The sequence below is a fragment of the Streptomyces zhihengii genome (assembly GCF_016919245.1).
GTDB lineage: Bacteria > Actinomycetota > Actinomycetes > Streptomycetales > Streptomycetaceae > Streptomyces > Streptomyces zhihengii.
Map to the genome: position 1 here is coordinate 551,597 of NZ_JAFEJA010000001.1, position 26,381 is coordinate 577,977.

The 26,381-nt window shown below is 74.9% G+C and carries 28 protein-coding genes; 16 read left to right on the forward strand and 12 right to left on the reverse strand.

Translation table 11 applies throughout. The features are described from left to right. Positions 1–146 precede the first annotated feature (146 nt). Positions 147–809 carry a DsbA family protein gene (locus tag JE024_RS02350; RefSeq protein WP_205371952.1) on the reverse strand — a complete coding sequence of 221 codons (663 nt, stop codon included), beginning with the start codon at positions 807–809 and terminating at the stop codon, positions 147–149. Between the two features lie 356 nt (positions 810–1,165). Here JE024_RS02350 and JE024_RS02355 point away from each other — a divergent pair, with 356 nt between their 5' ends. After that, the gene (locus tag JE024_RS02355; RefSeq protein WP_205371953.1) at positions 1,166–2,203 is read left to right on the forward strand and encodes an NlpC/P60 family protein; all 1,038 of its coding nucleotides are present in this window, start codon (positions 1,166–1,168) and stop codon (positions 2,201–2,203) included. A 19-nt stretch (positions 2,204–2,222) separates the two neighbouring features. Here JE024_RS02355 and JE024_RS02360 read toward each other — a convergent pair whose 3' ends face one another. From JE024_RS02360 to JE024_RS02370, 3 genes are all read right to left on the reverse strand, one after another. After that, positions 2,223–3,134 carry a M56 family metallopeptidase gene (locus JE024_RS02360; protein WP_205371954.1) on the reverse strand — a complete coding sequence of 304 codons (912 nt, stop codon included), beginning with the start codon at positions 3,132–3,134 and terminating at the stop codon, positions 2,223–2,225. 216 nt (positions 3,135–3,350) lie between these two features. After that, a complete protein-coding gene (locus tag JE024_RS02365; RefSeq protein WP_205371955.1) occupies positions 3,351–3,719 on the reverse strand; it encodes a BlaI/MecI/CopY family transcriptional regulator in 369 nt (122 codons plus the stop codon). Between the two features lie 132 nt (positions 3,720–3,851). Next, positions 3,852–4,949, reverse strand: a complete 1,098-nt coding sequence (locus tag JE024_RS02370; protein WP_205371956.1) for a MerR family transcriptional regulator — start codon at positions 4,947–4,949, stop codon at positions 3,852–3,854. A 209-nt stretch (positions 4,950–5,158) separates the two neighbouring features. On the opposite strand from JE024_RS02370, the gene JE024_RS02375 reads away from it, so the two are divergent. Next, positions 5,159–6,112: a helix-turn-helix transcriptional regulator gene (locus JE024_RS02375; protein ID WP_205371957.1), complete on the forward strand. Its 954-nt coding sequence runs from the start codon at positions 5,159–5,161 to the stop codon at positions 6,110–6,112. Between the two features lie 333 nt (positions 6,113–6,445). Here JE024_RS02375 and JE024_RS02380 read toward each other — a convergent pair whose 3' ends face one another. After that, the gene (locus JE024_RS02380; RefSeq protein ID WP_205371958.1) at positions 6,446–7,447 is read right to left on the reverse strand and encodes a helix-turn-helix transcriptional regulator; all 1,002 of its coding nucleotides are present in this window, start codon (positions 7,445–7,447) and stop codon (positions 6,446–6,448) included. A 323-nt stretch (positions 7,448–7,770) separates the two neighbouring features. On the opposite strand from JE024_RS02380, the gene JE024_RS02385 reads away from it, so the two are divergent. The 4 genes from JE024_RS02385 to JE024_RS02400 all read left to right on the forward strand — a co-directional run bounded on the left by JE024_RS02385 (position 7,771) and on the right by JE024_RS02400 (position 11,763). After that, on the forward strand, positions 7,771–8,433 hold the full coding sequence (locus tag JE024_RS02385; protein WP_205371959.1) for a deoxynucleoside kinase: 663 nt from the start codon (positions 7,771–7,773) through the stop codon (positions 8,431–8,433). A 178-nt stretch (positions 8,434–8,611) separates the two neighbouring features. Next, positions 8,612–9,190: a dienelactone hydrolase family protein gene (locus JE024_RS02390; RefSeq protein WP_205371960.1), complete on the forward strand. Its 579-nt coding sequence runs from the start codon at positions 8,612–8,614 to the stop codon at positions 9,188–9,190. A gap of 127 nt (positions 9,191–9,317) precedes the next feature. After that, positions 9,318–10,316, forward strand: coding sequence for an aldo/keto reductase (locus tag JE024_RS02395; protein WP_205371961.1), 999 nt, complete (start codon positions 9,318–9,320; stop codon positions 10,314–10,316). 184 nt (positions 10,317–10,500) lie between these two features. After that, complete coding sequence (locus JE024_RS02400) at positions 10,501–11,763, forward strand: esterase/lipase family protein (RefSeq protein WP_205371962.1); 1,263 nt, start codon at positions 10,501–10,503, stop codon at positions 11,761–11,763. Between the two features lie 81 nt (positions 11,764–11,844). On the opposite strand, the gene JE024_RS02405 is transcribed toward JE024_RS02400, so the two are convergent. Then, complete coding sequence (locus JE024_RS02405; protein ID WP_205371963.1) at positions 11,845–12,258, reverse strand: hypothetical protein; 414 nt, start codon at positions 12,256–12,258, stop codon at positions 11,845–11,847. Between the two features lie 313 nt (positions 12,259–12,571). After that, on the reverse strand, positions 12,572–12,901 hold the full coding sequence (locus JE024_RS02410) for an antibiotic biosynthesis monooxygenase family protein (protein WP_244882545.1): 330 nt from the start codon (positions 12,899–12,901) through the stop codon (positions 12,572–12,574). A 184-nt stretch (positions 12,902–13,085) separates the two neighbouring features. Here JE024_RS02410 and JE024_RS02415 point away from each other — a divergent pair, with 184 nt between their 5' ends. The 7 genes from JE024_RS02415 to JE024_RS02445 all read left to right on the forward strand — a co-directional run bounded on the left by JE024_RS02415 (position 13,086) and on the right by JE024_RS02445 (position 18,257). Beyond that, positions 13,086–14,444 (forward strand): serine/threonine-protein kinase, encoded by a 1,359-nt coding sequence (locus tag JE024_RS02415; RefSeq protein WP_244882546.1) that lies wholly within the window; start codon positions 13,086–13,088, stop codon positions 14,442–14,444. Positions 14,445–14,683: 239 nt separating this feature from the next. Continuing rightward, positions 14,684–15,091 (forward strand): FKBP-type peptidyl-prolyl cis-trans isomerase, encoded by a 408-nt coding sequence (locus JE024_RS02420; protein ID WP_205371965.1) that lies wholly within the window; start codon positions 14,684–14,686, stop codon positions 15,089–15,091. Positions 15,092–15,206: 115 nt separating this feature from the next. Further along, complete coding sequence (locus tag JE024_RS02425; protein WP_205371966.1) at positions 15,207–15,713, forward strand: Asp23/Gls24 family envelope stress response protein; 507 nt, start codon at positions 15,207–15,209, stop codon at positions 15,711–15,713. Between the two features lie 108 nt (positions 15,714–15,821). Next, positions 15,822–16,007, forward strand: a complete 186-nt coding sequence (locus tag JE024_RS02430; RefSeq protein WP_205371967.1) for a hypothetical protein — start codon at positions 15,822–15,824, stop codon at positions 16,005–16,007. After that, positions 16,004–17,254, forward strand: a complete 1,251-nt coding sequence (locus JE024_RS02435; protein WP_205371968.1) for a DUF6286 domain-containing Asp23/Gls24 family envelope stress response protein — start codon at positions 16,004–16,006, stop codon at positions 17,252–17,254. The genes JE024_RS02430 and JE024_RS02435 overlap by 4 nt, the downstream gene beginning before the upstream one ends. Further along, a complete protein-coding gene (locus tag JE024_RS02440; protein ID WP_205371969.1) occupies positions 17,248–17,835 on the forward strand; it encodes an Asp23/Gls24 family envelope stress response protein in 588 nt (195 codons plus the stop codon). Before JE024_RS02435 ends, JE024_RS02440 begins: the two co-directional genes overlap by 7 nt. A 215-nt stretch (positions 17,836–18,050) precedes the next feature. After that, positions 18,051–18,257 (forward strand): hypothetical protein, encoded by a 207-nt coding sequence (locus JE024_RS02445; protein WP_205376766.1) that lies wholly within the window; start codon positions 18,051–18,053, stop codon positions 18,255–18,257. Positions 18,258–18,379: 122 nt separating this feature from the next. On the opposite strand, the gene JE024_RS02450 is transcribed toward JE024_RS02445, so the two are convergent. Both JE024_RS02450 and JE024_RS02455 read right to left on the reverse strand, forming a co-directional pair. After that, a complete protein-coding gene (locus JE024_RS02450; protein ID WP_205371970.1) occupies positions 18,380–18,883 on the reverse strand; it encodes a flavodoxin domain-containing protein in 504 nt (167 codons plus the stop codon). After that, the gene (locus JE024_RS02455) at positions 18,880–19,326 is read right to left on the reverse strand and encodes an Hsp20/alpha crystallin family protein (RefSeq protein ID WP_205371971.1); all 447 of its coding nucleotides are present in this window, start codon (positions 19,324–19,326) and stop codon (positions 18,880–18,882) included. The genes JE024_RS02450 and JE024_RS02455 overlap by 4 nt, the downstream gene beginning before the upstream one ends. Before the next feature lie 424 nt (positions 19,327–19,750). Between JE024_RS02455 and JE024_RS02460 the strand changes: the two genes are divergently transcribed. Continuing rightward, complete coding sequence (locus JE024_RS02460; protein ID WP_205371972.1) at positions 19,751–21,121, forward strand: glycosyltransferase; 1,371 nt, start codon at positions 19,751–19,753, stop codon at positions 21,119–21,121. Here JE024_RS02460 and JE024_RS02465 read toward each other — a convergent pair. Beyond that, positions 21,104–22,333 (reverse strand): MerR family transcriptional regulator, encoded by a 1,230-nt coding sequence (locus JE024_RS02465; protein ID WP_244882548.1) that lies wholly within the window; start codon positions 22,331–22,333, stop codon positions 21,104–21,106. The two genes, JE024_RS02460 and JE024_RS02465, sit on opposite strands and share 18 nt — an antisense overlap. Before the next feature lie 160 nt (positions 22,334–22,493). On the opposite strand from JE024_RS02465, the gene JE024_RS02470 reads away from it, so the two are divergent. Beyond that, positions 22,494–23,096 (forward strand): RNA polymerase sigma factor, encoded by a 603-nt coding sequence (locus tag JE024_RS02470; protein WP_205371973.1) that lies wholly within the window; start codon positions 22,494–22,496, stop codon positions 23,094–23,096. Positions 23,097–23,224: 128 nt separating this feature from the next. Continuing rightward, positions 23,225–23,506 carry a hypothetical protein gene (locus JE024_RS02475; RefSeq protein WP_205371974.1) on the forward strand — a complete coding sequence of 94 codons (282 nt, stop codon included), beginning with the start codon at positions 23,225–23,227 and terminating at the stop codon, positions 23,504–23,506. 51 nt (positions 23,507–23,557) lie between these two features. Here JE024_RS02475 and JE024_RS02480 read toward each other — a convergent pair whose 3' ends face one another. Both JE024_RS02480 and JE024_RS02485 read right to left on the reverse strand, forming a co-directional pair. Beyond that, positions 23,558–23,836 (reverse strand): hypothetical protein, encoded by a 279-nt coding sequence (locus tag JE024_RS02480; protein WP_205371975.1) that lies wholly within the window; start codon positions 23,834–23,836, stop codon positions 23,558–23,560. Further along, positions 23,820–26,096 (reverse strand): glycosyltransferase family 4 protein, encoded by a 2,277-nt coding sequence (locus JE024_RS02485; RefSeq protein WP_205371976.1) that lies wholly within the window; start codon positions 26,094–26,096, stop codon positions 23,820–23,822. The genes JE024_RS02480 and JE024_RS02485 overlap by 17 nt, the downstream gene beginning before the upstream one ends. Between the last annotated feature and the right edge of the window lie 285 nt (positions 26,097–26,381).

Genomic DNA, 26,381 nt, shown 5'->3' on the forward strand with positions numbered 1-26,381 from the left:
GACCTCCGTGGGACGACTCCCACGTCCATGACGATAGGAAGGGCGGATTTCCGGATGATCACGGGGCCCGCGCGGCAGGGGTTACACCGGACGCACGGCTGCCCGCGGCACGTTGTGAGGCGCGGGGAACGGGCGGTCCCGACGGCTCACCCCTCCAGTTCCTGTTCGATCAGCGCCCGGAACGCCTCGTAGGACCGGGGCAGCGGAATCTGCTCGCCGTCGACGAAGAACGTCGGGGTGCCCTGGACGCCGAGTGCCAGACCGTCACGCCGGTCGAGCCGGACGCGCTCTGCCGTGGCCGGGGCGTCGAGGTCGGCGTCGAAGCGGGTCATGTCCAGGCCGATCTCCCGCGCGTAGCCGCGGAAGACGTCCTCCTTGGACTCCTGGGCCTCGCCCCAGGCGGCCTGCGTGCGGAACAGCTTGTCGTACATCTCCTCGAACCTGCCCTGCCGGGCCGCGGCTTCCACGACGCGTGCGGCGAGCTCGCCGTTGCGGTGTCCGGGCAGGGGGAAGTAGCGGGCGACGAAGGTGACGCGGTCGCCGTACTCCTCCTTGAGCCGCTCGACGGCCGGATACACGGCGCCGCAGGACTCGCATTCGAAGTCGAGGAACTCGACCAGGGTCAGTTCGCTGCGCTGGGGTGAGGTCAGGCGGTGGCTGGAGTCCCGCAGGACCTTCGCGTCACCGGCGGGATCGGCCCGGACCGACGAGGTGCCGGGGCGGTCGTCGGGGGCGACGGCGGCGAAGGTCCCGATCGCGGCGGCGAACGCGGCGACGATGACGAGGGCGATGTACAGGTGCTTCTTCATGAGCGGGGCGGCTTTCTGTCTCCCCGCACGGCCGGGCCGCGCGAGGCAGGGGAAGGGCGGCCGCGGCGGCCGCCCTCCCGGCCCGTCGGATCGGGGCGGGCCGAGCGAACGGACCACGGCGGCCCGGGACACGGAGACGTGCGGCTGCCGTGGCGGCCGCACCGCCGGCCGGGGACGGCAGGCCGTCGATTGCACTCTATCCGTTAAGCAACTTAGTATCCGAACGTCCGGGCCGACGCCTGCGATCAGGCGCTCCGGCACACCCCGTTCCGGCGTGACCGCCCCGCTCCGGGGCGGCGCGGCGCGGACGGCTCGGCCTGTTCCGTGCAGTGGAGAGCAGAGGAGTTCACCCGACCGTGGGTTCCCATCGCCGCCCCAAACCTGCCCGTTCACGCGGTGCGGGAATGCTGACCACCACGGCCGCGGCCGCCGTCGTCCTCTCCGCGCAGACGGCTTCGGCCGACCCGCTGCCCGATCCCGGCAAGAAGGGCGTGGAGGCCGAGGTCGCCCGTCTCTACGAAGCAGCTACGCAGGCGACGGAAAAGTTCAACGGGGCGAAGGAGAAGGCCGACGCGCTGCAGAAGGAGGTCTCCGAGCTGCAGGACGCCGCGGCCCGCAAGCAGGCCGATCTCCATGTGCTGCGCGAGCAGGTGGGTTCGTTCGCGGCGGCGCAGTACCGGGCCGGCGGCCTCGACCCGTCGGTGCAGCTGATGCTCTCCGGCGACCCCGACTCCTTCCTCGACCGGGCGGGTGCGCAGCAGCGGGTGGGCGAGCGCCGGATGACCGCACTGCGCCTGTACCAGGCCGAGCAGCGGCAACTCGGGCAGCAGCGCGCGGAGGCGAGCCGCAAACTGGCCGACCTGGAGGCGTCCCGTGCCGAGCAGCGGCGCAAGAAGTCGGAGGTCCAGGGCAAGCTCGCCGAGGCGCAGAAGCTGCTCAACACCCTCTCGGCCGAGGAGCGGGCACGTATCGCCGCCGAGGACGAGCGGGCCGACCGGGCGGGCGCGCGGGCCGACCTCGGCGACGAGCGGAGCGCCTCCGCGCGCGGCGCCCAGGCGTTCGCCGCGGCGAAGAGCCGTGTCGGCATGCCGTACGTGTGGGGGGCCACCGGCCCGGGTTCGTTCGACTGCTCCGGCCTGACGTCCTGGGCGTTCAAGCAGGCCGGCGTCTCGATACCCCGCACCTCCCAGGCCCAGGCCGGCGTGGGCACACGGATCGGCTCCCTGGGCGACCTGCGTCCCGGAGACCTGATCATCATGCGCACCGACCTCAGCCACGTCGGCTTCTACGCGGGCAACGGCCAGATCCTCCACTCCCCCAAGCCCGGCGCGCAGGTCCGCTACGAGTCGATCGCGCGCAGCGGCATGCCGTTCATGTGGGGCGTCCGGCTCTGAGCCGGCCCGCGCCGCCCGGTCACACGGGCCCGCAGACCGCCGCCAGCGGCAGCATCGGGACACCGGCGGCCAGCACCAGGACCGCGATCCAGGCGAACCTCGGCGGCCGCTTGCCCGGGTCGAGCACCCGGTGGAGCCGCAGCAGCGTCCCCGGGCCGCCCGCGCCGAGGGCGGGCGCCGGTGCCCGCCCGGCGGCGACCTCGCACAGGGCGGTGGCCAGCGCGTCGGACGAATGGCCGTGCAGGGCCCGGTCGTCGGCGAGCATCTCCAGCAGGAGCGACGTCTGCTCCTGGGCGTGGCGGGCGAGCGGCAGGCCCGGGAAGGCACCCGCGAAGGCCCGTCCGGCCAGGTGCAGCAGATGGTGGCGGCCCCGCAGATGCGCCCGCTCGTGCGCGACGACCGCCCGGATCTGTTCACCGGTCAGGATGTCGCAGGCACCCCGGGTGATCACGACGACCGGCCTCCTGGCCGGGACGCAGTAGGCGGCCGGCTCGTCGTGGTCCACGATCAGCGCGTCGTACTCCGGTGCCTCGCGTCCGACGTGCCGCAGCAGCCGCAGATGATCGCGGCGGGCGCGGCGGGCGGCCACGACGGACCGCACCAGGAAGAGCAGGGGCCAGAGCAGGACGAGACCCGGTGCGGCCAGCGCCGCGATCTCCAGCCAGGTGGGACTCGTACCGCTCAGCGGGGCGTCCGCCTCCAGGCCGCAGGCGCTGAGGAATCCGACGAGCCCGTCATGAATGTGCCGCTCGCGCAGGGCGAGTTCGTAAACGGAGAGCGCGGCCGTGAGGAGGAAGGTAACCGTCAGCACCTGCCAGGCCACCACCCCGTGCCGCGGCGCGCGGTGCGGCCACCCGGCCCGGACCAGGACGGACGGCACCAGCACGCCGACGACCACCGCCAGTGCGGCCAGCAGCACCGCCGTCGTCACGGACCCTGCCGCCTCTTCGCGGCCCGCAGCGCCGCCGTCGTCACGAACCCTGCCGCCTCTTCGCAGCCCGCAGCACCGCCGCCGTCACGAACCCTGCCGCCTCTTCGCAGCCCGCAGCACCGCCGCCGTCACGAACCCTGCCGCCTCTTCGCAGCCCGCAGCACCGCCGCCGTCACGAACCCTGCCGCCTCTTCGCAGCCCGCAGCACCGCCGCCGTCACGAACCCTGCCGCCTCTTCGCAGCCCGCAGCGCCGCCCGCAGCGCCTCGGCCTCGCCCGGGGAGATCTTCTCGACGAAGCTCGCCATGACCCCCGCGGTGTCCTGACTGCCCTCCAGCGCCTCCCGCATCCGGGACGCGGTGTACTCCTGCCGCGTGCAGGTGACACGGTACGACCAGGTCCGGCCGTCCATCTCCCGCGACAGCATGCCCTTGCCGCACAGGATGTCGGCGACCGTCTTGACCGTGCTGTAGGCGAGCGGACGTGTGCGGGTCAGGTCGTTGAGGACCTCGCGGGCGGTGGCGGGGCGCCCCCAGGACCACAGGCGGTCCATGATCTCCGCTTCGAGATCGCCCAGCTGACGCACACCCGCTCCCTCCGGCCCGGCCCCGCACGCCCCCGTGGCGCCACCCGGCCATCGTAGCCGCGGGGCCGCCCGCCCCGTCCGGTGCCGGGTGGCCCCGGAGGCTGCCCCTTCGGGGACGGCCCGGCGATCTCGCTACCGGCCGGGCGCCTGCGGCGGTGTTCCGCCCCCGCGCCGGCGGTCCCCGTCCCCCTGGCGTTCCGTTCGGGCGCGCACGGCCTGGACAGACCAGGTGAACGCGGGCGCCAGGCTCTCCGGAGCGGGCCAGTCGTTGATCACCGCGAGCAGTCGGAGGTACCGGTCCCGGCGCGGGTCGCCCGCATGCTCCAGCCGGGCCAGCAGCAGGCGGCGCAGCTCGGTGTCGTCGGGGCGGCCGAGGGCCCGCGCATGGTGGGCCGCGAGCTCCGCGACGATCGGATCGGCTTCGCGCGACGCCGGGGCGATGCCCGCCGCCAGGGCGGGGCCGACCCGGTCGCGGACGACCGCGCCGAGGTCGCGGCGCGGGACGGTGGTGCCGCTCTGCGCCTGTTCGGCCGCGAGGTCCTCGGCCATGCGCCGCACGCCGGCACGGAAATCCGGGTCCGCGGTCAGCTCGGCCCACTCCGCCCAGGCCCGGAGCTGCTCGGCCTCGGGCCTGTCCGGCAGTTCGGGGGTCATCGAGCGCCTGACCCCCGCCAGCGCGGAGTCGCCGGCGGGGCGGGCGTCGGGGCCGGGGCCGGGGCGGGCGTCGGGGCCGGGGCGGGCGTCGGGGCCGCGGTCAAGGTCGGGGCGGGTGTCGGGGTCGGGGCGGGCGTCGAGGCCGCCGAAGGCGGCGTCGAGGAAGTCCGCGATCAGACGCCGGCGTTCGTCCTGGGAGAGCCGGGCGAGCTTGTGCATGAGATCCGTCTCCTCAGCAGTGAGTCCGCGCTCGGCCACCGCCGTCAGCACCGCGTGCCGCAGGCGCAGGACGCGGATGTGCACGGCCAGGGCCTCGGCGTGCGTCGCGGCGACCTCGGGGAGCGAGACCTCCCGGTCCACGACCCGGCGGATCGTGGGCAGGTCCACTCCCAGCTCGCGCAGGGTCCGCACGAGGTCGAGGCGCGCGACGGCGTGGATGCCGTAGCGGCGGTAGCCGGCCGGGCTGCGGTCCGTCGGCGTCACGATCCCGCGATCGGAGTAGAACCGGATGGTCTTGACCGTCAGGCCGGTCCGCCGGGCCAGTTCGCCGATCGAGTAGAGCATGTCGCCGTCCATGCGCCCACCTTGGCGTCTCCCCCTACGGGAGACGCAAGCCCCGCCGCTTGCCGATCGCTCCGCGGGCTGCGCCCAGGGTCCGCACCGCCGCCGCTCCCGCCGCGCGATCGCCGTTCTTGCGAAGGCTTGACCAGGTCTGGTTTCGTCCGGCGGACAGGACGCGTAGCGTCGGGGAGGAGCGGGGGCCGGACCAGCCGGGAGGACTGGGCATGCAGACGTTGTCGTTCCGCAGTCAGAACTTGGAGGAGACACAGGAGTTCCTGTCGTCGGCGTACACGCCGATGAGGATCGGTGGCCGGCCGAGGGAGACCGGTGCGTCGATCTCGCGGCGGCAGGTCGACGGGCTGATGATCGACAAGCTCGATTTCGACTACACGATGGCCTACGACGCCGGCTCCCTGGGGAAGGTCTGTCTGATCACGGTGCACCGGGGCTCGATGGTGGACCTCACCGACGGCCGGAACGACGTGTGCGGCCCCGGCGAGACGTATCTGATCGCCCCACCCGATCTGCCCTACCTGGGCGAGGTGCGGGGGGCGCGGTACACGATCGCGATGTTCGACCCCGCACTGCTGGACGACGTGGCCGCGACCGGGTCCGGTCACCAGGGGCCCGTGCGGTTCACCGGCCAGTTCCCCGCCGACCGGGAGGGCCACCGGCGCCTGGGCTCCACGATCGCGTTCCTGCGCGACAGCGTGCTCGCCGACCCGGACGCGGGCCCGCTGGTCGTGGAGACCGCCGCACGCCACCTGGCCGCGGTCACCCTGGCCACGCTGCCCACCACCGCCGCGGCGGACGAACCCGGGCTCGCCGACAGCCGCGACGCCCACACCGAGACGCTGCGCCGCGCGATGGCGTACATCGAGGACAACGCCCACCGGCCCATCGGCCTCGCCGACATCGCCACCGCCGTGTCCGTCACCCCGCGGGCCGTCCAGTACGCCTTCCGCCGGCACGCCGACACCACCCCGCTCGCCCACCTGCGCCGCGTCCGCCTCGGCCGGGCCCACACCGAACTGCTCGACGCCGCCCCGCACAGCGCGAGCGTGAGCGCGGTGGCGGCACGCTGGGGCTTCGCCCACGCGGGCCGCTTCGCCGCCGGCTACCGCGAGATCTACGGGGTGTCGCCCAGCACCACCCTCCACGGCAACCGACACCGGTAGCCCGCGCCGACCGTCCCGCACGCGTCGGTGCCCCGTCCCGACGGACCCGCGGTGCACCCGCTCGCTGTCCCGCACCCGTCCGCGCCCGTCCCGGCGGACCCGCGGCGGACCCGCTCACCGCCCCGCACCCGTCCGCGCCCGTCCCGGCGGACCCGCGGCGGACCCGCTCACCGCCCCGCACCCGTCCGTGCCCGTCCCGAGGACCCGCGGCGGACCCGCGGCGGACCCGCTCACCGCCCCGCGCCGGGCGCGCCCGGCAAGGGGCCCTGCGCCGGGCACACCCGCCATGGCGCCCGGCCGGCGCAGGGCCCCGGCACGGGGTCGCCGCCCCTGTCAGCGCCGGGGACCCGGCACGGCGCCGTCGTGCAGGGTGCGCGAGGGGGCCACGCCGTAGGCGCGCCGGTAGGCGGCCGTGAAGTGGCTCGGGTTGGTCCACCCCCAGCGGCTCGCGACCGCCGCGACCGTCGTTCCGTCGCCCCTCTCCCCCGCCAGGAGCTGGGCGTGCGCCCGCTCCAGCCGCACCCTGCGCAGGAAGGCCATCGGCGAGGTGTCCAGGTGGCGGGCGAAGCCGTACTGCAACGCCCGGCCGGTGACCCCGGCGACGTGTGCGATGTCGGCCAGCGACAGCGGACGCCCGGCGTGTTCGCGGATGTGCTCCACGGCGCGCCGCACCCCGGCCGGGCCCACCCGGCCGGGGTCGCGGGAGCCGGGGCCGGGCCGGGTGAAGTTGCTCGGGAACACGTCCAGGGCGGTCACGGCGACGAGGCGGGCGACGGTGTCCGCGACGAGCGGCGCCACCGGCCCGTCGCGCACCACATCGCCCGCGTAGCGGACCATCGCGCCCCAGCGCTCGTGCAGCGCCGCCGTGGGCGGCATCAGCGACCCGAGGCGCAGCGCGGTCTCGTCACCGGCCGGGAAGCCCGCCGCCGCCCGCAGCAGGTCGACGGGCAGGGAGACGGTGCGGGCGGCCACGGCGTCCAGGCGGCCCCGGTAGCCGGCGCCCGGATCGCACGGCGCCCACGCCTGCCCCGGCCCGGCGGCCGCGGCCAGGGTCGCGGAGCGCGTCTCGACGTGGCCCGAGTCCATCCAGGTCACCGCGAACAGCGGGAACTCGTCCACCTCGAAGCCGAACCGGCACGGCACGCTCATCTCGTCCGCGCACAACCCCGCCGCCGCACTGCGCACCGCTTCGACGACCGGGGAGCGGCCGACCCCGTCCAGCGTGAGACGGCAGGTCAGCCCGTACAGGCGGTGCAGGCTCTCCACCACCGCCTGCTCACCGGCGGCCCGTACCCGCAGCGGGCCGTGCCCCTGCGCGCTGTCGGTCGCTGACACCCGTGCTCCCTCGGTCGGAGCCTGAACGGACAGGCTCCACGCATACGGCACGCCGTGCCGGGACGCCAAACCCGGTCCCGGAAACGAAACCGCCGGAGTGCGCCGGGGGGACCGGCCGTCCCGGCTCCGGGCCGCTGCCCCAGATCTGGGGTGGCGAAACCGGCTGATTCCCAGATGTAGTGTGGGCGGAACTGGTGAGTCGCCGAGCCTCCCCCGCTCGGAGGAGCTCGGTGCCGGGCTGTGGGCCGGGGGTGCGCACGCCGTCGGGAACGCCCGGCCCAGCAGGTGCGCCCGCGCAGAGGGCCGGGGAATCGACGTGAGGGATGGCAGTGATCTGTGTCGGCGGCATGATCGGCATCGGCAAGACGACTGTCGCCGAGCTCCTCGCCAAGGAGCTGGGCGGCGAGGTCTTCCGCGAGAGCGTGGACGACAATCCGATCCTCCCGCTCTTCTACACCGCCTCCGCCGAGGAGATACAGGCGAAGCGCTATCCGTTCCTGCTCCAGCTCTACTTCCTGCAGACGCGGTTCGCCTCGATCAAGAGGGCGTACAAGCAGGGGAACAACGTCCTGGACCGGTCGATCTACGAGGACTGGTACTTCGCCAAGGTCAATCACGACCTGGGGCGCATCAGCTCCCTGGAGATGCGGCTGTACGAGGGCCTGCTCGACGAGATGATGCGCGAGATCGACGGCCTCCCCTACCGCAAGGCACCCGATCTCATGGTCTACCTCAAGGCGGACTTCTCCACGGTGCTGCGGCGCATCGGGATCCGCGGCCGTGAGTACGAGCAGGACGAGAGCCTCGTCGAGTACTACCGGGCGCTGTGGTCGGGCTACGACGACTGGGTGCTGAAGCACTACTCGGCCAGTGACGTCCTCGTCGTCGACATGGATCACACGGACGTGGTGCACGACGCCGACGACGCGGCACGTGTCGCACAGGCGGTCAAGGACGCCCTGGCGGCATCCGGCCGGCGCGCCTGACTCCGGCGGCGCGTCCCGCCGGTGCACCCGGCTCCCCGCCCCGCCAGCCTGCGCCCCCACGGGGTCGCAGCGGGAGACGTCCGGTGGCGGCGCGGCCCGTGACCCGGCGCGTTGTCGGTGCCGGGGTTCATACTCGGACCGCGGCGCCGTCCGGGCATCGCCGTACGAGGGGAGCGACATGGCCGAGGTGCTGGTCTTCCACCATGGACACGGGCTGACGGCCGGTGTCCGCGAGTTCGCCGATCGGCTGCGACGGGCCGGACACACCGTTCACGCACCGGACTTGTACGAGGGCAAGGTCTTCGACACCCTCGATGAGGGCATCGGCTACGCCGGGAGCGCGGGGTTCGACACGATCACCGCACGCGGGGTCGCAGCCGCCGAGAAGCTGCCGGCCGGGCTCGTCTACCTCGGCTTCTCGCTCGGCGTCATGTCCGCGCAGATGCTGGCCCAGACGCGGCCCGGCGCCAAGGGGGCGCTGCTGATCGAGGCGTGCGTCCCGGTGTCGGAGTTCGGCGGTGCCTGGCCCGGGGGCGTCCCCGTCCAGGTCCACGGCATGGACGCGGATCCGTTCTTCGCCGGGGAGGGCGACGTGGACGCCGCCCGCGCGCTCGTCGAGGCGTCCGGGGACGCCGAGTTGTTCCTCTACCCCGGCGACCGCCACCTGTTCAACGACAGCACTCTGCCGTCCTGGGACCGCCGGGCCGCGGAGCAGGTGCACGCCCGCGTGCTCGGTTTCCTCGACCGCGTCGCGTAGCGGGTCGCCGGCCGGGGCCGCCGGGGCGGGGATCCGCCGCGGCCTCTCCGCCGGTCCCGGAGGGCCTGAGGCTTTCGAGTGGAATGTGCGGAGACATACGGTGAGGCCCGGCGAAGGGGAGGGACGGATGCGCGCGGACGACCTGGTACCGCTGGGCAGGACCGGGCTGCGGGTCAGCCGGCTGGGACTCGGACTCGCCTCCGTGGGCGGCCTCTTCGCGCCCGTCACCGAGGCCCGGGCCGCCGCGGTGCTGGAGCGCGCCTGGGACCTGGGCATCCGGCTCTACGACACCGCGCCGGTCTACGGCTACGGCCTCTCGGAGCGGCGGACGGGCGCCGCGCTCGGCGGTCGTGACCGGGACGCCTTCGTGCTCTGCACGAAGGTGGGCCGGCTGATCGAGCCGGGCGGCCCCGACACGCAGCCGATCTGGGCCGACCCGCCGCCGGGGGTCGGCCCGCGCAAGGACTACTCGTACGCCGGGGTGCTGCGCAGCGTCGCCGAGAGCTTGGAGCGCCTCGGCATGGACCGGGTGGACGTGCTGCATGTGCACGATCCCGACGAGGAGTTCGGCACGGCGGTGGGCGAGGCGTACCGGGCGCTGGCGGACCTGCGCGAGCGGGGCACGATCGGCGCGGTGTCGATCGGCGTCAACCACGCGCCCGTCGCGGCCCGTTTCCTGCGCCGGGCCGCGGCGCCCGGCCCGGACTGCGTCCTGCTCGCCGGCCGGTACGGGCTGCTCGACCAGTCCGGCCTCGACGAACTGCTGCCGCTGTGCACCGAACGCGGTGTGGCCGTCCTGGCCGCCGGTGTCTACCACGGCGGCCTCCTCGCCGAGCCGGGTCCCGGCACCCCGCACGCGCACGCCCCGGTGGAGCCGGGGACGGCGGCGCGGATCGCGGGGTGGCGGGAGCTGTGCGGACGGTACGGGGTGCCGCTGCTCGCCGCGGCGGTGCGCTTCCCGTTCGGGCACCCGGCGGTCGCCGCGGTCGTGGTCGGCGCACGCACCGCGGCGGAGGTCGAGCAGAGTGCCGCCTGGCTCGCCCATCCGGTTCCCGCGGAACTCTGGGCCGAGGCCCGCCGGTCGGGGCTGCTGCGGGCGGGGTGCCCCGGGCCGCCACCCGGATGAGCGGTGCCGGCGGCCGCCGCGTCACCGTGGCCGCCGAGCGTGTAGACCGTTCGGGGTGAAGGTGACCACCTACGTATGAACCCGCGCGACCGACTACTCTGCGTAACCGTTTTTGCTCCCTAGCGTGCCGTTCCGAGGCCGGCCGTCCGGCGAACCCGTGAACCGCACAAGGAGCCAACCGATCATGTCCAACCCCGTCGTAGACATCTGGGGCCCGGTCTCCCCCGAGCCCCGCACCCAGGTCGCGTCCGCACCGGAGCCGCACGATGAGTGGCCCCTCGACGGTGGTACGGCCTGGGTGTACTACAGCCCGCTGAACCGCCGGCAGCTCATCCGCCCCGTCATCCTCTCCGACGGCTTCTCCAGCGGGTCGAGCGAACTCGACCGGCTCTGGAACGGGCTGGAGGAGAACGGCGACTACCGTTTCATCTCCGAACTCCACGCGTGCGGCCGGGACGTGATCATCCTCGGCTACCACGACCGGACGGCGCCGATCGGGGACAACGCCGGCACCGCCGTCGACTGCATCCGCCGCGCCCTCGCCGAGCGGGTGGGCCGTTCGAAGCTGGTCGTGGGCGGCTTCAGCATGGGCGGGCTCGTCACCCGCTACGCACTGGCCAGGATGGAGCAGGACCCCTCCCTCCCCGACCACGAGACGGCGCTCCACCTCTCCTACGACTCCCCCCACCGCGGCGGATGGCTCCCCGTCTCCCTCCAGGCGTTCATCCACTTCGCCACCGACAACTTCGGCGACGAGCCCGTCGTGGGCGACTTCATCCGCCTGTTCTCCGGCCTGCTCAACAGCCCCGCCGCGAAGCAGATGGCGCGCTGGTACATCGCGAAGGCCGACGACACCCCGGCGGCGGCTCCCGAGCGGGTGGCGTTCCTCCGCGAACTCGACGAACTCGGCGGCTGGCCCCGCGGCGTCCGCCGGATCGGTGTCGCCAACGGTGTCGGCACCGGAACCGGCAACGGCATCAAGGCCGGCGTGACCGCGGTCAGGGGCGACGGCGAGACGCTGCAGGACACCTGGCTGAAGACACAGGCCGAGGGAGACCAGGTCGTCGCCCGGCTCCAGAAGACCGGCGGCCAGCCGACCGAGGTGCGCACCGGCGGGCTGCCCGAGATCGACGGTGCTCCCGGCGGCCTCTTCACCCTGCCGCTGCCGACCGGCGACCCCGGCAGCTTCGGCCTGGCGGGCCTGCTCATGCAGGCTCTGCGCAACACCGTGGACGAGGGCGGCGTCCCCACGTCCTGCTTCATCCCCAGCGTCAGCGCCGTCGCCGCGGCCGCCGACATCGACGACCGGACCGCGCTCTACACGCCGATCACCCCCGACAGCAGCGAACTCGACGCCTTCCTCTGCGCCGGCCGCAACGAAGCGCACACCACGATGACCGAAGAACTCGGCGCGTGGATCGTGAACGAGATCGTCGCCGGGAGCTGACCCGAATCCCCGGGGCGGGCCGCGGGCCATGCCGCCCGCCCCGGGGAGGGCGGGCGGCGGCGCCTGCCGTGACGCTCCCTTTCAGGGCCCTGCGGCGGAGGCCGGGCCCGGCCCGGGGACCGGGAACGCGGCGTCCTCCGGCGTGCCGGTCAGTTCGGCGCGGCGGAGCCGCACGTAGTCGCGCACGGTCGAGTACGAGGCCGCGGTGAAGTCGTGCTCCGCCGCCAGGCGTTCGAGGATCCGGCGCACGGTGTGCCTCTCCCGCGGCGGGCGGTGCAGGTCCTCGGTCAGCATCCGGTCGATCGCCGGGCGGACGGGTGCCAGGAGTCCGTGCCGCGGGCGCCGTGCGCGGTACGGCAGGTCCAGCGCGAGGGCCTCGGCGACCATCCGCTGGGACACCCGGTGACGGCTGGCCAGCACCTGGAGGGGCGTGTGCGGGCTGCGCCGGTGGTCACCGCGGATCCGGTCGAGGATCCACTCCCGGGACCTGTACACGAAGGCTCCTGACGTCATGGCGCCGCACGCGACGCGCGCACGCCCGGGCCGCTGTCGGCAGCCCGCGACGGGGGAACCGGCGATCGCCGCGCGTTCACCGGCCGGCCCGTCCCAGGGGTGTCGCCGCAGGGGAGGTCGTCGGGTCCGGGGCGTGCCGCATCACGGCGGACGGCGCACACCCCCGAACCGCACTTAGGTGAGCCTAACCTCACCTGCGCGCCACCGTCACCCCGCCCCCACCCCTCGGCCGGCCGGCCGCACTTCGCCGACGACCTCCGGACACCCTCCAAGGGGTCACGCCGACCTGCCCGTGTCAGCAGCCGCCTGACGGGGGTTCATGCGCGACGGCGGTGAAGTGAGGCGCCCGGCTGTCGTAGGGCGCCCCGGCAAGATCGCCGAGGACGCGCACGTCGGTTGCACGCCATCGGGCGCAGTCCTCGGAGCCGCGGAATACGACGGTGTGATGCTCGACCGTCTGCCAGCGGACCATCAGCCGGTAGCGCGAGGGGGCGACGCTGCGGTGCAGGTCGGCCCCGTGACAGCCGTCGGCGCCGAGGAAGCGGAGCAGGGCCCGGGTGACGGCACGACATCGTGCTCCTCCCCGGGAACCGGGAGGGGCAGCCCGAGGGTCCGAAACCTCCATGTCCGCTTCCTCCCTGACACATCTGAGCCGCGCAGGCCATACTCCGGTTCCGGGGACCTGTTGCCGGGTCCGCGTCCGGCACATGGGGAAGGGAACCCGTGGCCGTCATCGACGCCGAGGGGGTGCCGTGATCGGAGGGCGCATCGGGACGTACGTGATCGTTCGCGAGCTCGGAAGCGGAGGCATGGGTTCGGTCTATCTCGGACGTTCCCGTGCGGGACGGGCGGTCGCCATCAAGGTGATCAAGGCCGAGTACGCAGCCGATCCGGAGTTCAGGAGACGTTTCCGCAGGGAGGTCGAGGCCGCCCGCAAGGTGGGGGGCTTCCACACGGCAGCGGTGGTGGACGCCGACCCCGACGCCCCGCTGCCATGGATGGCCAGCGCCTACATCGAGGGCCCGACGCTCGCGCAGGAGGTCGCCCGGCGCGGCCCACTGGACGAGAAGCGGCTCTGGGCGCTGGCCGCCGCGCTGGCAGAGGCGCTGCGGGCCATCCACGCCTGCGGTCTGGTCCACCGTGACCTCAAGCCGGCCAATATCGTCCTCGCCGACGACGGACCTCGCGTACTGGACTTCGGTATCGCCCGCGCCACGGAGGGCACCCGCATGACCGCCGAGCATGTCGCCGTCGGAACACTCGGCTTCCTCGCACCCGAGCAGGCCCAGGGACTCGATGTCACAGGCGCGTCCGATGTGTTCGCCCTCGGGGCGGTACTGGTCGCGGCGGCCGGGGGACGCGCGTTCGGGGACGGCGGGCCCCATGGGCTGCTGTACCGGGCGGTCCACGAGGAGGCGGACGTCTCCGCCGTACCCGCGGCACTCAGCCCCGTCGTGGTCGCCTGCCTGCGAAAGCGACCGGAACTGCGGCCCACGTCCGAGCAATTGCTCGACCTGTGCGCCGACCGGATCGACCTCACGGAAACGGCGACCACGGAGCCGGTGCACCCGCCCTGGCAGGCAGCCGACACGGAGCCGGCCTCACCGGTCGCGCAGCCACCGGTGAGGCCGGAGGCAGCCGGGTCCCACACGCGCTCCGCCGGAGCCGGCCCGGTCGCCCTCTATCTCCGCAGTCGGCGAAGCCGGATGTCCCTGGCCCTGCGGAACAGCCTGGTCATCCTTGCGCTCGTCGCATTCGCGGCCGGCGGCGGTCTCCTCCACGTCGGCGAGGGACTGAGAGTACTGGGCGGGTGTACAGCGTTCCTGATGCTGCTGAGGCTCTTGGGCCTGCTGAGCCAGAACGACGGGCTCGTGCTGAACGACCTAGGCATCGGCGTCGGCTCCCCCACGAACCTGGCGGTGCTGCGTTGGTCCGAAACCACCTCCGTCGAACTCAGGCAGGAGACACGGGACACCGTGCTGACGGTACGGATGTCCGAGGGCCACCGGCTGCCCCTGGCCTTCCTGAAGCCGCGGTGGGTGCGAAGGAGCAGGGACGGATCCATCCACATCCGCACCGCCTGGTTGCTCCCGAGTGGCGGCACAGCCCCGCTCGCCGAAAGCGTCCGCTCGTTCGCCGCCCGCAACGGTGTCCCCGGGGGGTCGTGAGGCACGGCGTCTCCAGGTCGGTGGGTGTCGCGGGTCCGTTGCACAGCACCCCAGCCGTCGGCGACGTCGTCCGGGGGCGGGCCAGCGTGTCGGACCGGGGCCCGGAGATCGATCGCGTCCACCGGCCCCTGCCACGGATGCGACGCCCGGCTCGGTAGCGTGACGACCTGCCGCGTGGAGGGTCCATGCTGTCCGGCCGGCCCGCGCGAGGGCTTCCGGTGGAGAGTGACGAGGGTGCGATGAGCGAGCGGACGAAGCCCGAGGTGCACGTGCCGGAGGGCGAGGCTCCCACCGAGCTGACGGTGCGGGACCTGATCGTCGGGGACGGGCCCGAGGTGAAGCCGGGCATGGTGGTCAAGGTGCACTACGTCGGGGTGACGTTCGCGTCGGGGAGGGAGTTCGACGCCTCCTGGGACCGGGGCGAGCCGTTCAAGTTCGCCCTGGGCGCCGGCAGGGTCATCAAGGGCTGGGACCGCGGGGTCAGGGGGATGAAGGTCGGCGGTCGGCGGGAGATCGTCGTCCCGCCTCGTCTCGGCTACGGCAAGGAGTCGCCCTCGCCGTTGATCCCGGCGGGCTCGACCCTGGTCTTCGTGGTGGACCTGGTGGACTCCTACTCCGGGCCGGCCGGGTGGAGCAGCGCCCGGTGAGGTGATCGCTCCACAAGGTTCCCGAACGTGCGTCACAGCCGCCGCGCGACGGTGTCCATCCATGTGACAGGACATCACGGCGCCCCGCGGGGCGTCCGAGGAGAGGACGCGTGGCATGACGACGCAGCAGACCGCACCGGTTTCCCCGAACGCCTCGCACCCGCGGCCGGGCAAGCAGGTGCCGGGCACGACCGATGTCGCCCTGGGCACCTCCGGTGCCGGCGAGCCGGCCGCCACCCGTGGCAAGACGTCGATCGCCGACGTGGTCGTGGTCAAGGTCGCGGGCATCGCGGCGCGGGAGATCCACGGTGTGTACGACATGGGCGGCGGTCTGTCGCGCACGATCGGCGCCGTCCGCGACCGGGTCCCCGGGGGGCGGCCGAACGTGGGCCGAGGGGTGAAGGTGGAGGTCGGCGAACGGCAGACCGCCATCGACCTGGACCTGGTCGTCGAGTACGGCGTCGCCATCACCGACGTCGCGGCCGACGTGCGCGAGAACGTCATCGCGGCGGTGGAGCGGATCACCGGACTGGAGGTCGTCGAGGTCAACATCGCCGTCAACGACGTCCATCTGCCCGAGGACGACAGCGAGCCCGCGTCCGCCGAGTCCCGCGTCGAGTAGGCGCCGGCGTACGGGAGTACGGCGGATCGAGCGGTGGACGACGGTGCGGCCGGGTGCGGGGCCGCGGCGGGGAGACGGTGCGGTGCCCGGCGGGGAGGCGGAGAAGAGATGAGCAGAGGCTTCATCGGCATGGTCGCGGGAATGGCCCTGGCGTTCGCGGCGCACTTCGGCGGCTTCGGGGCCTTTCTCCTGGTGGCCGCCCTCGGAGCGGCCGGCTACGCGGCGGGGGCGTGGCTGGACGGCGGCGGACGGATGGAGGACCTGCGCGAGCGGTTCGAGCGGGGTCGCCGATGAGCGCGCCCGCCGCCCAACGGGGCACGACCACCGTCGCCGACCGGGTGGTGCGCAGGATCGCCCTGCGGGCCGCGTCCGAGGCGCTGCCCGGCCCGGGGGCGGGCGGCGTCGGCGGCTCGGCGACCGTTCACGGGCGCCGGGCCGGTATCTCTCTGCGCATCGCCGCGCCCTACCCGGCGACGCTGTCGGACACGGCCCGGCGGGTGCGGGCCCATGTCGCCGACCGGACCGGTGAATTGACCGGACTGGACGTCGCCCCGGTGCGGCTGAGCATCACCCGCCTCGCCGTGCCCGCGGCCCTGCCCGCGCCGGCTGCCGCGTCCCTTCCGGAGGCGCCGGGCGGGGCGCGCGGCGGTCACGGCGGGCGTGCTCCGCGGCGGTGGTGGTCGGCCCGGCGCGCCCCCGTGGCCGTGCTGAGTCTCCTGGGGGCCGTCTGCTGCGCCGCGGTGACCGCCGATGTGATCCGCGTCCGGGCCACCGGTGCGCCGGCCGGCGCCTGGCGCGCCCGCTCGGCGGACTGGCTGTCCGTGCACGGGCCGGGCGACGCTCAGGTCACCGCCGGTGCCGTCGCCCTGGCGGCGGGCCTGTGGCTGGTGCTGCTCGCCCTCGCCCCCGGCCGGCGGCGGCAACTGCCCCTGGCCGCCGCGTCGCCCGGGTGGAACGCAGCGGTCGACCGCTCCACCGTCGCCGCCCTGCTCCGGGACACCGTCGGCGATGTGCCGGGCATCGGCGCGGTACGGGTGCGGGCGCGCCGCGGCCGTGTCGTGGTCACGGCGCGGCCGGCCTTCGGCGACCGTGCGGAGGCCGTCCGGCAGGCCACGTCCGCCGCCCGGCGGACGATCGCGGACTGCGGACTGCGCCGGACGCCCCGGCTGCGGGTGCGGGTGCTGCCGGACTCCGGGTGGCGTCCCCCGCCCGGAGCCCCGGCCGAGCGGCGCCGCCCCGACCCCGGGCCCGGACCCGCGGAGGCCGGAACGGAGAACCGGGCCCGCCCCGCCCCCGGACGCGGACTCGCGGACGCCGGAACGGAGAACCCGGCCCGCCCCGACCCCGGGCCCGGACCCGCGGACGCCGGAACGGAGAACCCGGCCCGCCCCGACCCCGGACGCGGACCCGCGGACGCCGGAACGGAGAACCCGGCCCGCCCCGACCCCGGACGCGGACCCGCGGACGCCGGAACGGAGAACCCGGCCCGCCCCGCCCCCGGACGCGGACCCGCGGACGCCGGAACGGAGGAGACGTGCTGACGCCGGAGCCCCGTACGGCCGTCAACCGCGCCGCGTTGGCCCTGACCGGGCTGGCCCTGGCCGCGGGAGGGGTGTGGACGGCCACCGGCCACGCCGCGTTCGCGGCACGGCTGCCCGGCTGGTGGCCCCGCCCGCCCGCCGGCGGCTTCCTGGTGCAGGAGGGGGCGCTGACCGCGCTGCGGACCCGGGGCTGGTGGACGCCCGCCGTTGTCACGGTCGGCGTGCTCGCCACGGCCTTCCTGGCCTGGTGCTTCCTGCGGCAGTTCCCTCGGCGGGGACGCTCCCGGCTGGCGCTCGCAGCCCCGGGCAGCGTGCTGCGCGTCGAGGCCCTGGAACGCGCCCTCGCCCAACGGGTCTCGTCCGTCGAGGGCGTCGACCGCTGCCGCGTCCGGATCCACGGCCCCCGCCGGAAGCCGCGTCTGCGGATGCGTGTGCTCCTGGCCGCGGGCACGCCACCGGGAGCGGTCCTGGACGCGCTGCACGCCGTCACCGCGGAGGCCCAGGGCGTCATGGCCCCCTGCGTTCTGCGCTCCCGCGTCCGCCTCGGCCAGCGCGCCCGCCGGAGCCGGCACGTCCGCTGAGGACGGCACGTCCGCTGAAGACGGCACTCCGCTGACGTGAGACCCCGTGCGCAGCGGCTGCGCGCGGTCCGCTCGCGGGGACGGGAGACGTCTCCCGCGCCCCCGAGCGGCCGGCCGGTCCGGTTACGATGCACACGGCTCGTCTCGACAGGTGACGAGTGGTGTGCCGGGAAGTCTGGTCGGCGACGGTTTCGTCGTGCGAGAAGGGCTGTGCCGTGACATCCGGAAGTCGACCTGATCCAGGTGCCCAGCAGCGCTCGCTGATCGACGCGGTCGTCATCTGCTTCGACGCCTACGCACGCGTGCGGGGAAGGCGCCACAGCCTCCTCAACGCCGCGCACGCCGGCGAGCGCGACGAACAGCGCGCGTACGAGGATCTGCAGCGTGCCGTCACCCGCCTGCGCAACAGCACGGAGACCTGAGCGCAACCGCCGCGAAGGGCAGGGCACTCGGGCGGCCGTCCGGGCCGCGTGCCGTCGGATGCGGGACCGGTGACCAGGCCCTCGCGCTCCGGCGACGTGAGCCGGTTACGGCAACGGGTCGTTCAGCTCCCGGCGTCGAGCTCGGTGCCGATGTGGTGTGCCCAGGCATGGATGCGCGCCGGATTGCGGAAGTCGCCGCCCTTGCCGTGGCGGACCATGGAGCGGGCGATGCTCCCGGCGGTGTCGCCGGTCACGGCGCCGCCGAAGGTGATGTGCTCGCGCGCGCCCAGGTTCTTCATCCGGCGGGCCACACCGTGCACGGGTGGGATGTCGTGCTGCTCGGCGGAGTCGTCGACCGGGCCGCTGCTGAAGAGCCAGAGCGGCTTCTCGCGGAGCTGTTCGGCGTTGCGCCGGGCGCAGCGCCGCGCCTTGCCGTTCCAGCGGCCCGCGTAGAGGGCTCCGCCGAGAACGACTCCCTGGTATCCGCTGACGTCCGTGACGGTGTCGGCCGGCAGGACGACGGCGTCGAAGCCGTCCTCCCGGAGGGTCCTGCCGATCTCGTCGGCGATGCCCGCGGTGGCGCCGTGCCTGCTGCCGTACGCCACGAGGACGCGTTTGGCGGTCATGACCGCGCCTCCTCGTCCGCCCGCCGCACGGGGACGGTGCGCCGGGTCCCGGCACGCTCCTCGGGCAGGGGGACGCGGACGGTGAGGATCCCGTCCTTGTAGGAGGCCCCGACGTCCTCGGCCGGGATCGTGCCGGGCAGCCTCACGGTCCTGCGGAACGATCCGTAGCGGAACTCCGAGTGCTCCTTGTCCTCGTCGCTCCCGGTGTGCTCAGCGCTCACCGTCAGCAGGTTGTCCTCGACGGTGACGGTGACGTCGTCCGGGTCCATCCCGGGCAGTTCGGCCCGCAGGACGTAGGCGCCGTCGCCGCCGGTCACCTCCACCGGGATGGAGTGCGCGGCGCCGCCCGGGCGCCAGCCGGGCAGGCCCGGGAACTCGCGGTTGAACCAGTCGTTGAAGTCGGGGAACAGGCTGTGCCTGCGTTCCACCGTGTCTCCGGTCATCGTCCTACTCCTCGCTCCGGCCGGAGCGGGCTCCACCGATGTGGACCAGGTCCTTGGAGACCGCATCCCGCGTCCCCCACTGCCACGGTGCCCGCCGCGGGGGCGCGTGCACAGGGCCGGCAGGCCCCCTTCGGCGGCCGGTCGGCGGCGGACCGGGGCCATGCGGCCCCCGTCCGCCGCGCACCGTCCCGCGAGGGCGCCCCGTCGTCCGCATCCGGCGGGACGCCCCCCGCGGAAGGAGGATCAACGACCGGACGGCACGGCCCGGCCGGGCATGCGTCCCGCCGGACAACCGGACGACGGGACAGCGGGACGACGGGACGACCGGATGACGGGACGACCGGACACCATGACCCGGCCGGGCGGGACCCCCGCACGACGTCCGCCCGGCCGCCGCCCGGTGCCGCTCTGCCGAAGGGATTCCATGCCCCGCGTCGTGGTCGTCAGCCCGCCGTTCGCCTCCCACGCCACCCCCCTGTCCGTGCTGGCCACCGCGCTCGCCGCCGAGGGGGCGGACGTGTTCTTCGCCTGCGCACCGGAGTTCGCCGGTCTCGCGCGGGGCGACGGGGTCACGTTCGTCCCGCTGACCGTGACCCGCAACGCCAACACCGGGGTCGCCGAGGCGACCCGGCAGCCGGCCGAAGAGGCCGCCCGTCTGCGGGAGTTCCTGGAGGCCACGCGCGCCGGGGCCGTCCCCACGCTGCTCACCCAGGCCCGTCACCGGCGCGCGGACATGCTGGCGGACCCTGAGGGCGTCCTGAACGCGCTGCGCGGTCTCCACGAGCGGCTGCGCCCGCACTGGTACGTCACCGACCAGCTCGGCTTCGCCGTGACGCTGGCGCTGCACTGCATGGGGGTGCCCTACGCCACGTTCTGTCCCGGTCATCCCGGCTATCTGCCGGCGGACCCGGACGCGTACTTCGGGGTGCCCTACGACTGGCCCGCGTCCCTGCGGCCGTCCCCGGCGGACGCGGGCCTCCTGCTCGGGGCCGCGCGCCGGAACGACACGGCGTTCACCGAGGCGTTCCACGACTTCGCAACGCGCCACGCGCCCTCGGCCCCGGCTCCGGGGCGGGCCTTCGCGCTCTGCTCACCGCACGCCGTCGTGCACGCCTACCCGGAGTTCTCCTGGCTGCCCGCACCCCCGCCGGGCCCGGTGCGCCTGTTCGCCGACCATCTGGCCGCCCCGCCCGCACCGCTGGACGCCGCCTGGTCGGCGCGGCTGGACGCCTTGCGCCGGCATGCGCGACGGATCGTCCTCGTGGCCTTCGGCACCTTCCTGTCGGCTCGCCACGACGTCCTGCGCGCCGTCGCCGAGGGCGTGCTCGGCGGCCTGCCCGACACGGCCGTGATCGTGGCTGCGGGAGAACGCGCCGGCGCGCTGGCGGACCTGGCGGGCGACCGGGCGGTGGTGGTGCCGTCGGTGCCGCAGCAGGCGCTGCTCGAACACGTGGACGTCATGGTCCACCACGGCGGTGGCAACTCGTTCACCGAGTGCCTGCGCGCCGGGGTGCCCGCGCTGGTGCTGCCGTTCTCCAGCGACCAGTTCGCCGTCGCCCGCGACGCGGAGTGCGCGGGCACGGGAGTCGTCGCCGACCCGAACGCGCTGTCGGCCTCCGCCGTCCCGGCGCTGCTGGAGGCCCTGCCGGGCGACGCGCGCGCCCACGCCGCATGGTTCGCCGCGCGGCTGCGCACACGGGGTCCCCGATGGGCCGCCGGGGAGCTGCTGCGCGTCATGGGCGAGCGCACAGGGCCCGCCGGGCGCCGGGGTCGCGCCTCACTCCCTGCCGAGTGAGGCGCACAGGTCCGCGGCCTCGGCCAGCCCGGGCGGGTGGTGCGCGCCGGGGACGGTCCGCCCCGTCCAGCCCGGTCCCAGCAGGAGGACGGCCGGTCTCCGGCGTGCTCCGCGCACTCCCCACTCCATGGCGGCGACCTGCGCGGCGAGGGCCCGGCTCACGGTGGCGACGGACTGGGACCACAGCCCCACCGCCGCCGGACCGGTCCGCCGGACGGCGGCCACGAGCGGCTCGGCGGGAAGGGCTCCGCCGAGCATGCGCACCGGGAGCCGGCGTTCGGCCAGCGCGGCGGCGAGCGCCTGGAGCGGCAGCGTGTGGTCCTCGCCCGGCATGCACGCCAGCACGGTGGCCGCGCCCCGCCGGTCGGCGCCCCGGGGGACGCACCGGCCCAGGGCACCGGAGACGTGCCAGGTGAGGGCGTGCTCGATGTCGATGTAGCGCTCGCCCGACGTCTCCCACAGACGGCCGACGGCCCGGAGTGCGGGCGTGATCACCTGGTCCCAGGCGCCGACGACACCGTGCGACGCCAGCGCGGCCCGCAGGATCGCGTCCATGGCGGCGGAGTCGAGACGCAGCGCGGCGCGTACGAGGTCGGGGCGCTCCGCGGTGGGCGCGCCGGGCCCGGTCAGAGGTCCGTCGGGCAGGTGGTCCAGGCCGCCCGGGCGGTCCGGGCCGTCCGGACGGCCCGCGGTACTCGGGCGGTCCCCGCGGTGCGGACGGCCCGCGGTGCTCGGACGGTCCCCGCGGTCCGCGGGGTCCGGTCGGTCGAGACCGTCCACGTGATCCGGGCCGTCCGCGCCAGGGCCGACCGGGCCGACCGGGCCGTCCGGGCCGACCGGCAGCGGTGGTGCCGCTTCCGCGGCGCCCGCCGCCACCGCGCCGGTGGCGGCGCCCTCCTCCGGGTGCGCCGTTTCGGCGGCTGCTCGGCGCGCGAAGCGCGGTGCTTCGGCCGGCCCGCCCCGCACGAGGAGCGCGGCCTCGGCGGGGGCGAGTCCGGTCGACGTGAGGGCGCGCATGCGCTCCAGTCTCGCCACATCGGCCGGTGACCAGCGGCGATGTCCGCCCGGGGTGTGCGCGGCGGGTTCGAGTCCGTATCTGCGGCCCCAGGAGCGGATCGTGGTCGGGGCCACGCCGAGGCGCCCGGCCAGTTCGCCGGTGGTCAGACCGGCGGAGTCGTCCGCCTGCTCCGCGTCGTCGCCCGGCACCTTCACACCGGCAGCATATGACGCATAAACGACGCATGTTGCTTGCGTCGTTTATGCGTCCAAGACTGAGGGTCCGACCGCACGGTGAACGCGCACCACCGTTCATGTGGGACGAGGGCCGGCCCGGCTCCCGGACACGTGCGGCACACGGCCCGAGGAGTCGGCCATGAGCCTCCGGACAAGCCCCGGCACCACCGCAGTCGCCCCCGGCGGCGACGCGCTGCTTGACGAGGAACTCGGCCGCGGCCTGCGGGAGGCGGACGAAGTCGCCTTCGCGGCGATCTACCGCAAGTGGAGCCCACTGGTGCACACGATGGCGACACGTTCGCTCGGAGACTCCTGGGAGGCCGAGGACGTGACGCAGCAGGTGTTCATCGGCGCGTGGCGCGGCCGTGCCGGATTCCACCAGGAGCGCGGGCCCCTGGGCGCCTGGCTGGTGGGCATCACCCGCCGGAAGATCATCGACGCACTGGCGGCCAGGACCAGGCGGCTGACGCTCGCCAAGGCCGCGGCGAGCATGGCGGAAACGACGCAACCTCCCGCGGCGCCCCCGGAGGCCGTCCTCGACCGCGTGCTGCTCGTGCACGAGCTGGCAAGCCTGGCGCCGGTGCAGCGGGAGATCCTCTGCATGGCCTTCTTCGACGACCTGACGCACACCCAGATCGCCCGCCGCACGGGCATCCCGCTCGGCACGGTGAAGAGCCACTGCCGCCGCGGGCTCCAGAAGCTCAGGGACGGAATCGAGCAGGGGCTTCCCGAGGCCGCGTAGTCGACCAGGGGCCCACAGGGCCCGCTGGCCGAACAAGGTCCGCCTTGGGCCGCCCGCCGAGCCGTCCACCGGCCCCCACCAGGTCTTCCGGCCGCATCCGGTGCGCGCCCGCCGCGCGAAACACCAGAGTGACTCCTCACCGACGCGAGGTCGCCGTGCCGCACCTCACGCACGATCTGCTGGCGGATCTGGCACTGGGGAACGCCGCTGCGGGCGGTGCCGACGAGGCGCTGCGCCACCTTGCCCGCTGCGGGCCCTGCCGCGGTCGACTGGCCCGGCTCGACCGGGTGGTGGCCGCGGCCCACGGCATCGAGGAGCCCGATCTGCCGGCGGCTCCGCCCGAGCGCGTCTGGAGGGAGATCCTCCGGGAGCTGACGCCGCCATCGGGGAACGCGGAGCCGGCCGGCTGACGTCCGGGCCTCGGAGGCGTCATGCCTCCGAGGTGCCAGACCTCCAAGGCGTCAGACCGCGGAGGCCTCGGAGGTGTCGCCTCCGACGGGCGGCGCGTCCGGCTCCCCGCGAACGGACAGCGCCTCGGTGATCGAGGTCCAGACACGCTCCGGTGGCGCGAGCAGATCCCGGTCGGCCGGCGACGGGGTCCTCATCGACGCGACGGCACGGCGCAGTTGCTCCAACTCGCCGCCGCACTCGCGGCATCGGCCGAGATGACCGGCGGCCGCCGGGGCCGGTTCCTCGCCGAGAGCCGTCGCCGCCAGTGTCCGTTCATCGGTGTGCTCCACCGTCCACCTCCCACCGGGGACGCAGCGGGCCGAGAGTGCGCCGGGCCGTGGTGCGGTACTGCCCGGCCAGCGCGTCCGCCATGTCGGCCACCGAGTACCGGGTGGCCGCCGTCTCCCGCCCGGCCAGGGCGAGTCGGCGGCGCCCGTCCTCGGGCACGGCCGCCAGCCGGTGCAGGCCCCGAGCCAGACCGGCGGCCGACGAGGTGTCGAGGAGAAGGCCGTTGACCCCGCCCCGCAGGTAGTGGGGCACTCCCCCGCGGCTCGGCCCGGCGGCCGGGAGACCCGCTTCCATCGCCTCCAGCACCGCCAGACCGAACTCCTCCTTGACGCTCGGGCAGACGTACCAGGCGGGCACGCCGTTCGCCGGATCGGCCAGTGCCCGTTCCAGGCGGCGGACGGCGTCGTTCGGCAGGGCGGGCAGCACCGCCAGCCGGCGGCCGGCCGCGTCATGGCCGCGCAGCAGGGTGCCGAGCGCCTCACGCATCCGGCGCTCGGGCGGTGTGGGCCGCGCGGTGCCGCCGCCGACGACGACCAGGGTGGTCGTGCGCCACAGTTCGGTGGCGAGCCAGGTGCGCACCAGCAGGTCCTGCTGCTTCACGGGGTGCAGCCGGCCCACGCACAGCAACAGGGGAAGCGGGCGGTCCTGCGGCGCCAGCGCGTCGGGGCGGTCACCGCCGGCGAACAGGTCGTCCAGCATCCGCCGGCGCAGCGGGCCTTCGTTCCGCGCGGGTGTGTACGGGGCGATCCCCTCGGGCGGAGCGGCGGGGCCCCGGGGCCCGTACCGGTCGCCGAGGACGGGGTAGTGGGCGAGGAGCTCCCGGGTGCCGGAGCGCCCGGGGATGCCGAGCACGGTGTCGGCCCGGTCCACCAGGCGGTCGGCGCAGAACACCCGGTGCAGCTCGTCGCGGAGCAGTTCTCCGCGTCCCGGATCGTGCGGTCCCGCTTCGGTGTACTTCCGCACGAGTGTGCGGTGGGGGTCCGGAGTGGCGGTGAAGAACAGCCGCGCTCCGGTGCGGGACGCGGCCTCGGCGAGGGCGAGACTGCCGTCGTCGCCGTAGCGCAGATGCGCGACGTCGACCGCGAACGGCAGGGCGCGCAGCAGACGGTGGGCCCACCAGGTGAGCGCGGCGCGGTGCGCCGGCCAGGTGTCCGGCTGGGGTGGCGCCGGAGAGTCGACGGGCAGGCGCAGGACCCAGTGCCCGGGGCGCCGTCGGTGCAGGAGGGCGCGGTCGTGCTCCAGGAGGTCGTGGCCGGCGGTCACGATCGTCAGGACGCGTCCGATGCCGGCGCACGAGGCCAGCCGGTCGCCGAGGCCGCCCAGCAGCACGGACAGCCCGCCGCTCGACCCCTGCCCCGGTGTCTCCAGTCCGCCCTGCAGCATGGCCTGGGCCACGACGATCCCGGAGACGTCACCGGGATCGTCGTGGCCGAGGTCCGGCGGGGCGAGGAGCAGGCGCTCGTAGGGGTCCGCTCCGGCGCCGGGAGCGGGCAGGTGGGCGGTGCCGCCGGGCACGTGGTGGAGGTAGCGCCACAAGGCGTGGCGGGCGGCCCGGTCACCGGTGTCGGTGAGCCGCGACGCCTCTGCGGCGGACAGGGGTGCGAGGTCCGCCGACTCGGCACTGTCCAGCAGAAAGACTGTGCGGGCGGCGTCGGACGCACCGCTCAGCAGCAGGTGGCGCAGCGCCCGTTCGGCACGCCGGCGGCCGTGTCTGCGCACGGTGTCCGGCCACATCTCGGTCAGGACAGCGACGGTTCTGGGCCCGCCGGAGGCGTGGGCGAGCAGCGCTTCAGGGGTGAGCGGTGCGCCGAGGCGGCAGGCCCGGCGCAGGGAGGCGAGGACCGCGTCCCGCCGGCCGGGCGCGGCGGCGGGGCCGGCCGGCAGCGCGCGGGGGTGCGGTCCGTACTCGGCGTCCAGGAGTAGGCCCAGGTCACCGGCCCGGTCGCGCTCCCTGTCGAGGTCCACGTCAAGGTCCACGTCGAGGTCCATGCCGTGGTCCGCGTCGAGGGCGCGATCGGGGCCTGTGTCGGCGCACGCGTCGAGGGCGCGATCGGGGCGTGTGTCGGCGCACGCGTCGAGGGTCGTGCCGGGGCGCGCAGCGGGACGGGTGCCGAGGGCCGTGTCGGGGCGCCCGACGGGTCGGGGGCCGTCCGGGAGCCGGTGGGCGCGGCGGAAGAAGGCGTGGCGAGCGGCGGCGAGCGGATCCGGAGGGGGCGGGAGCGGTGCGGTGTCCGCGGCCTCGCACGGCTGCGCTGCTGGCACGGTGTCTCCTGACGGAAGGCGGGCAACGCCCCGATTTCCTTCCGTCCGGTGCTCGCGGATGCACCACGTCCGGGCGCGCGGTCGCACCCGCCCCGACACCGCCCGCGACGGGGTACGCCCCCTCACAGGAAACGGGCCGCCGGCGCCTCGGACCGCACCGCCCGGCCCGAGCCGTCGACCGAAGCGACCGGCCGGGGGCACCGCGGATCCCCGGGCCCGAGCCCTCGGCGACGCACGCGCCGAGCGCCGCCCGTCCCTTGTCGGCGGTCGCGGCCGCGCGGCAGC

Bases quoted from the DNA above. Each gene is read 5' to 3' on its own strand.
- JE024_RS02370 (WP_205371956.1), bottom strand. From the start codon at position 4,949: ATGGACGGCGACATGCTCTACTCGATCGGCGAACTGGCCCGGCGGACC.
- JE024_RS02400 (WP_205371962.1), top strand. From the start codon at position 10,501: ATGTCCAACCCCGTCGTAGACATCTGGGGCCCGGTCTCCCCCGAGCCC.
- JE024_RS02430 (WP_205371967.1), top strand. From the start codon at position 15,822: ATGAGCAGAGGCTTCATCGGCATGGTCGCGGGAATGGCCCTGGCGTTC.
- JE024_RS02425 (WP_205371966.1), top strand. From the start codon at position 15,207: ATGACGACGCAGCAGACCGCACCGGTTTCCCCGAACGCCTCGCACCCG.
- JE024_RS02410 (WP_244882545.1), bottom strand. From the start codon at position 12,901: ATGGAGGTTTCGGACCCTCGGGCTGCCCCTCCCGGTTCCCGGGGAGGA.
- JE024_RS02350 (WP_205371952.1), bottom strand. From the start codon at position 809: ATGAAGAAGCACCTGTACATCGCCCTCGTCATCGTCGCCGCGTTCGCC.
- JE024_RS02415 (WP_244882546.1), top strand. From the start codon at position 13,086: ATGGGTTCGGTCTATCTCGGACGTTCCCGTGCGGGACGGGCGGTCGCC.
- JE024_RS02375 (WP_205371957.1), top strand. From the start codon at position 5,159: ATGCAGACGTTGTCGTTCCGCAGTCAGAACTTGGAGGAGACACAGGAG.
- JE024_RS02385 (WP_205371959.1), top strand. From the start codon at position 7,771: ATGGCAGTGATCTGTGTCGGCGGCATGATCGGCATCGGCAAGACGACT.
- JE024_RS02450 (WP_205371970.1), bottom strand. From the start codon at position 18,883: ATGACCGCCAAACGCGTCCTCGTGGCGTACGGCAGCAGGCACGGCGCC.
- JE024_RS02420 (WP_205371965.1), top strand. From the start codon at position 14,684: ATGAGCGAGCGGACGAAGCCCGAGGTGCACGTGCCGGAGGGCGAGGCT.
- JE024_RS02390 (WP_205371960.1), top strand. From the start codon at position 8,612: ATGGCCGAGGTGCTGGTCTTCCACCATGGACACGGGCTGACGGCCGGT.
- JE024_RS02455 (WP_205371971.1), bottom strand. From the start codon at position 19,326: ATGACCGGAGACACGGTGGAACGCAGGCACAGCCTGTTCCCCGACTTC.
- JE024_RS02395 (WP_205371961.1), top strand. From the start codon at position 9,318: ATGCGCGCGGACGACCTGGTACCGCTGGGCAGGACCGGGCTGCGGGTC.
- JE024_RS02435 (WP_205371968.1), top strand. From the start codon at position 16,004: ATGAGCGCGCCCGCCGCCCAACGGGGCACGACCACCGTCGCCGACCGG.
- JE024_RS02470 (WP_205371973.1), top strand. From the start codon at position 22,494: ATGAGCCTCCGGACAAGCCCCGGCACCACCGCAGTCGCCCCCGGCGGC.
- JE024_RS02460 (WP_205371972.1), top strand. From the start codon at position 19,751: ATGCCCCGCGTCGTGGTCGTCAGCCCGCCGTTCGCCTCCCACGCCACC.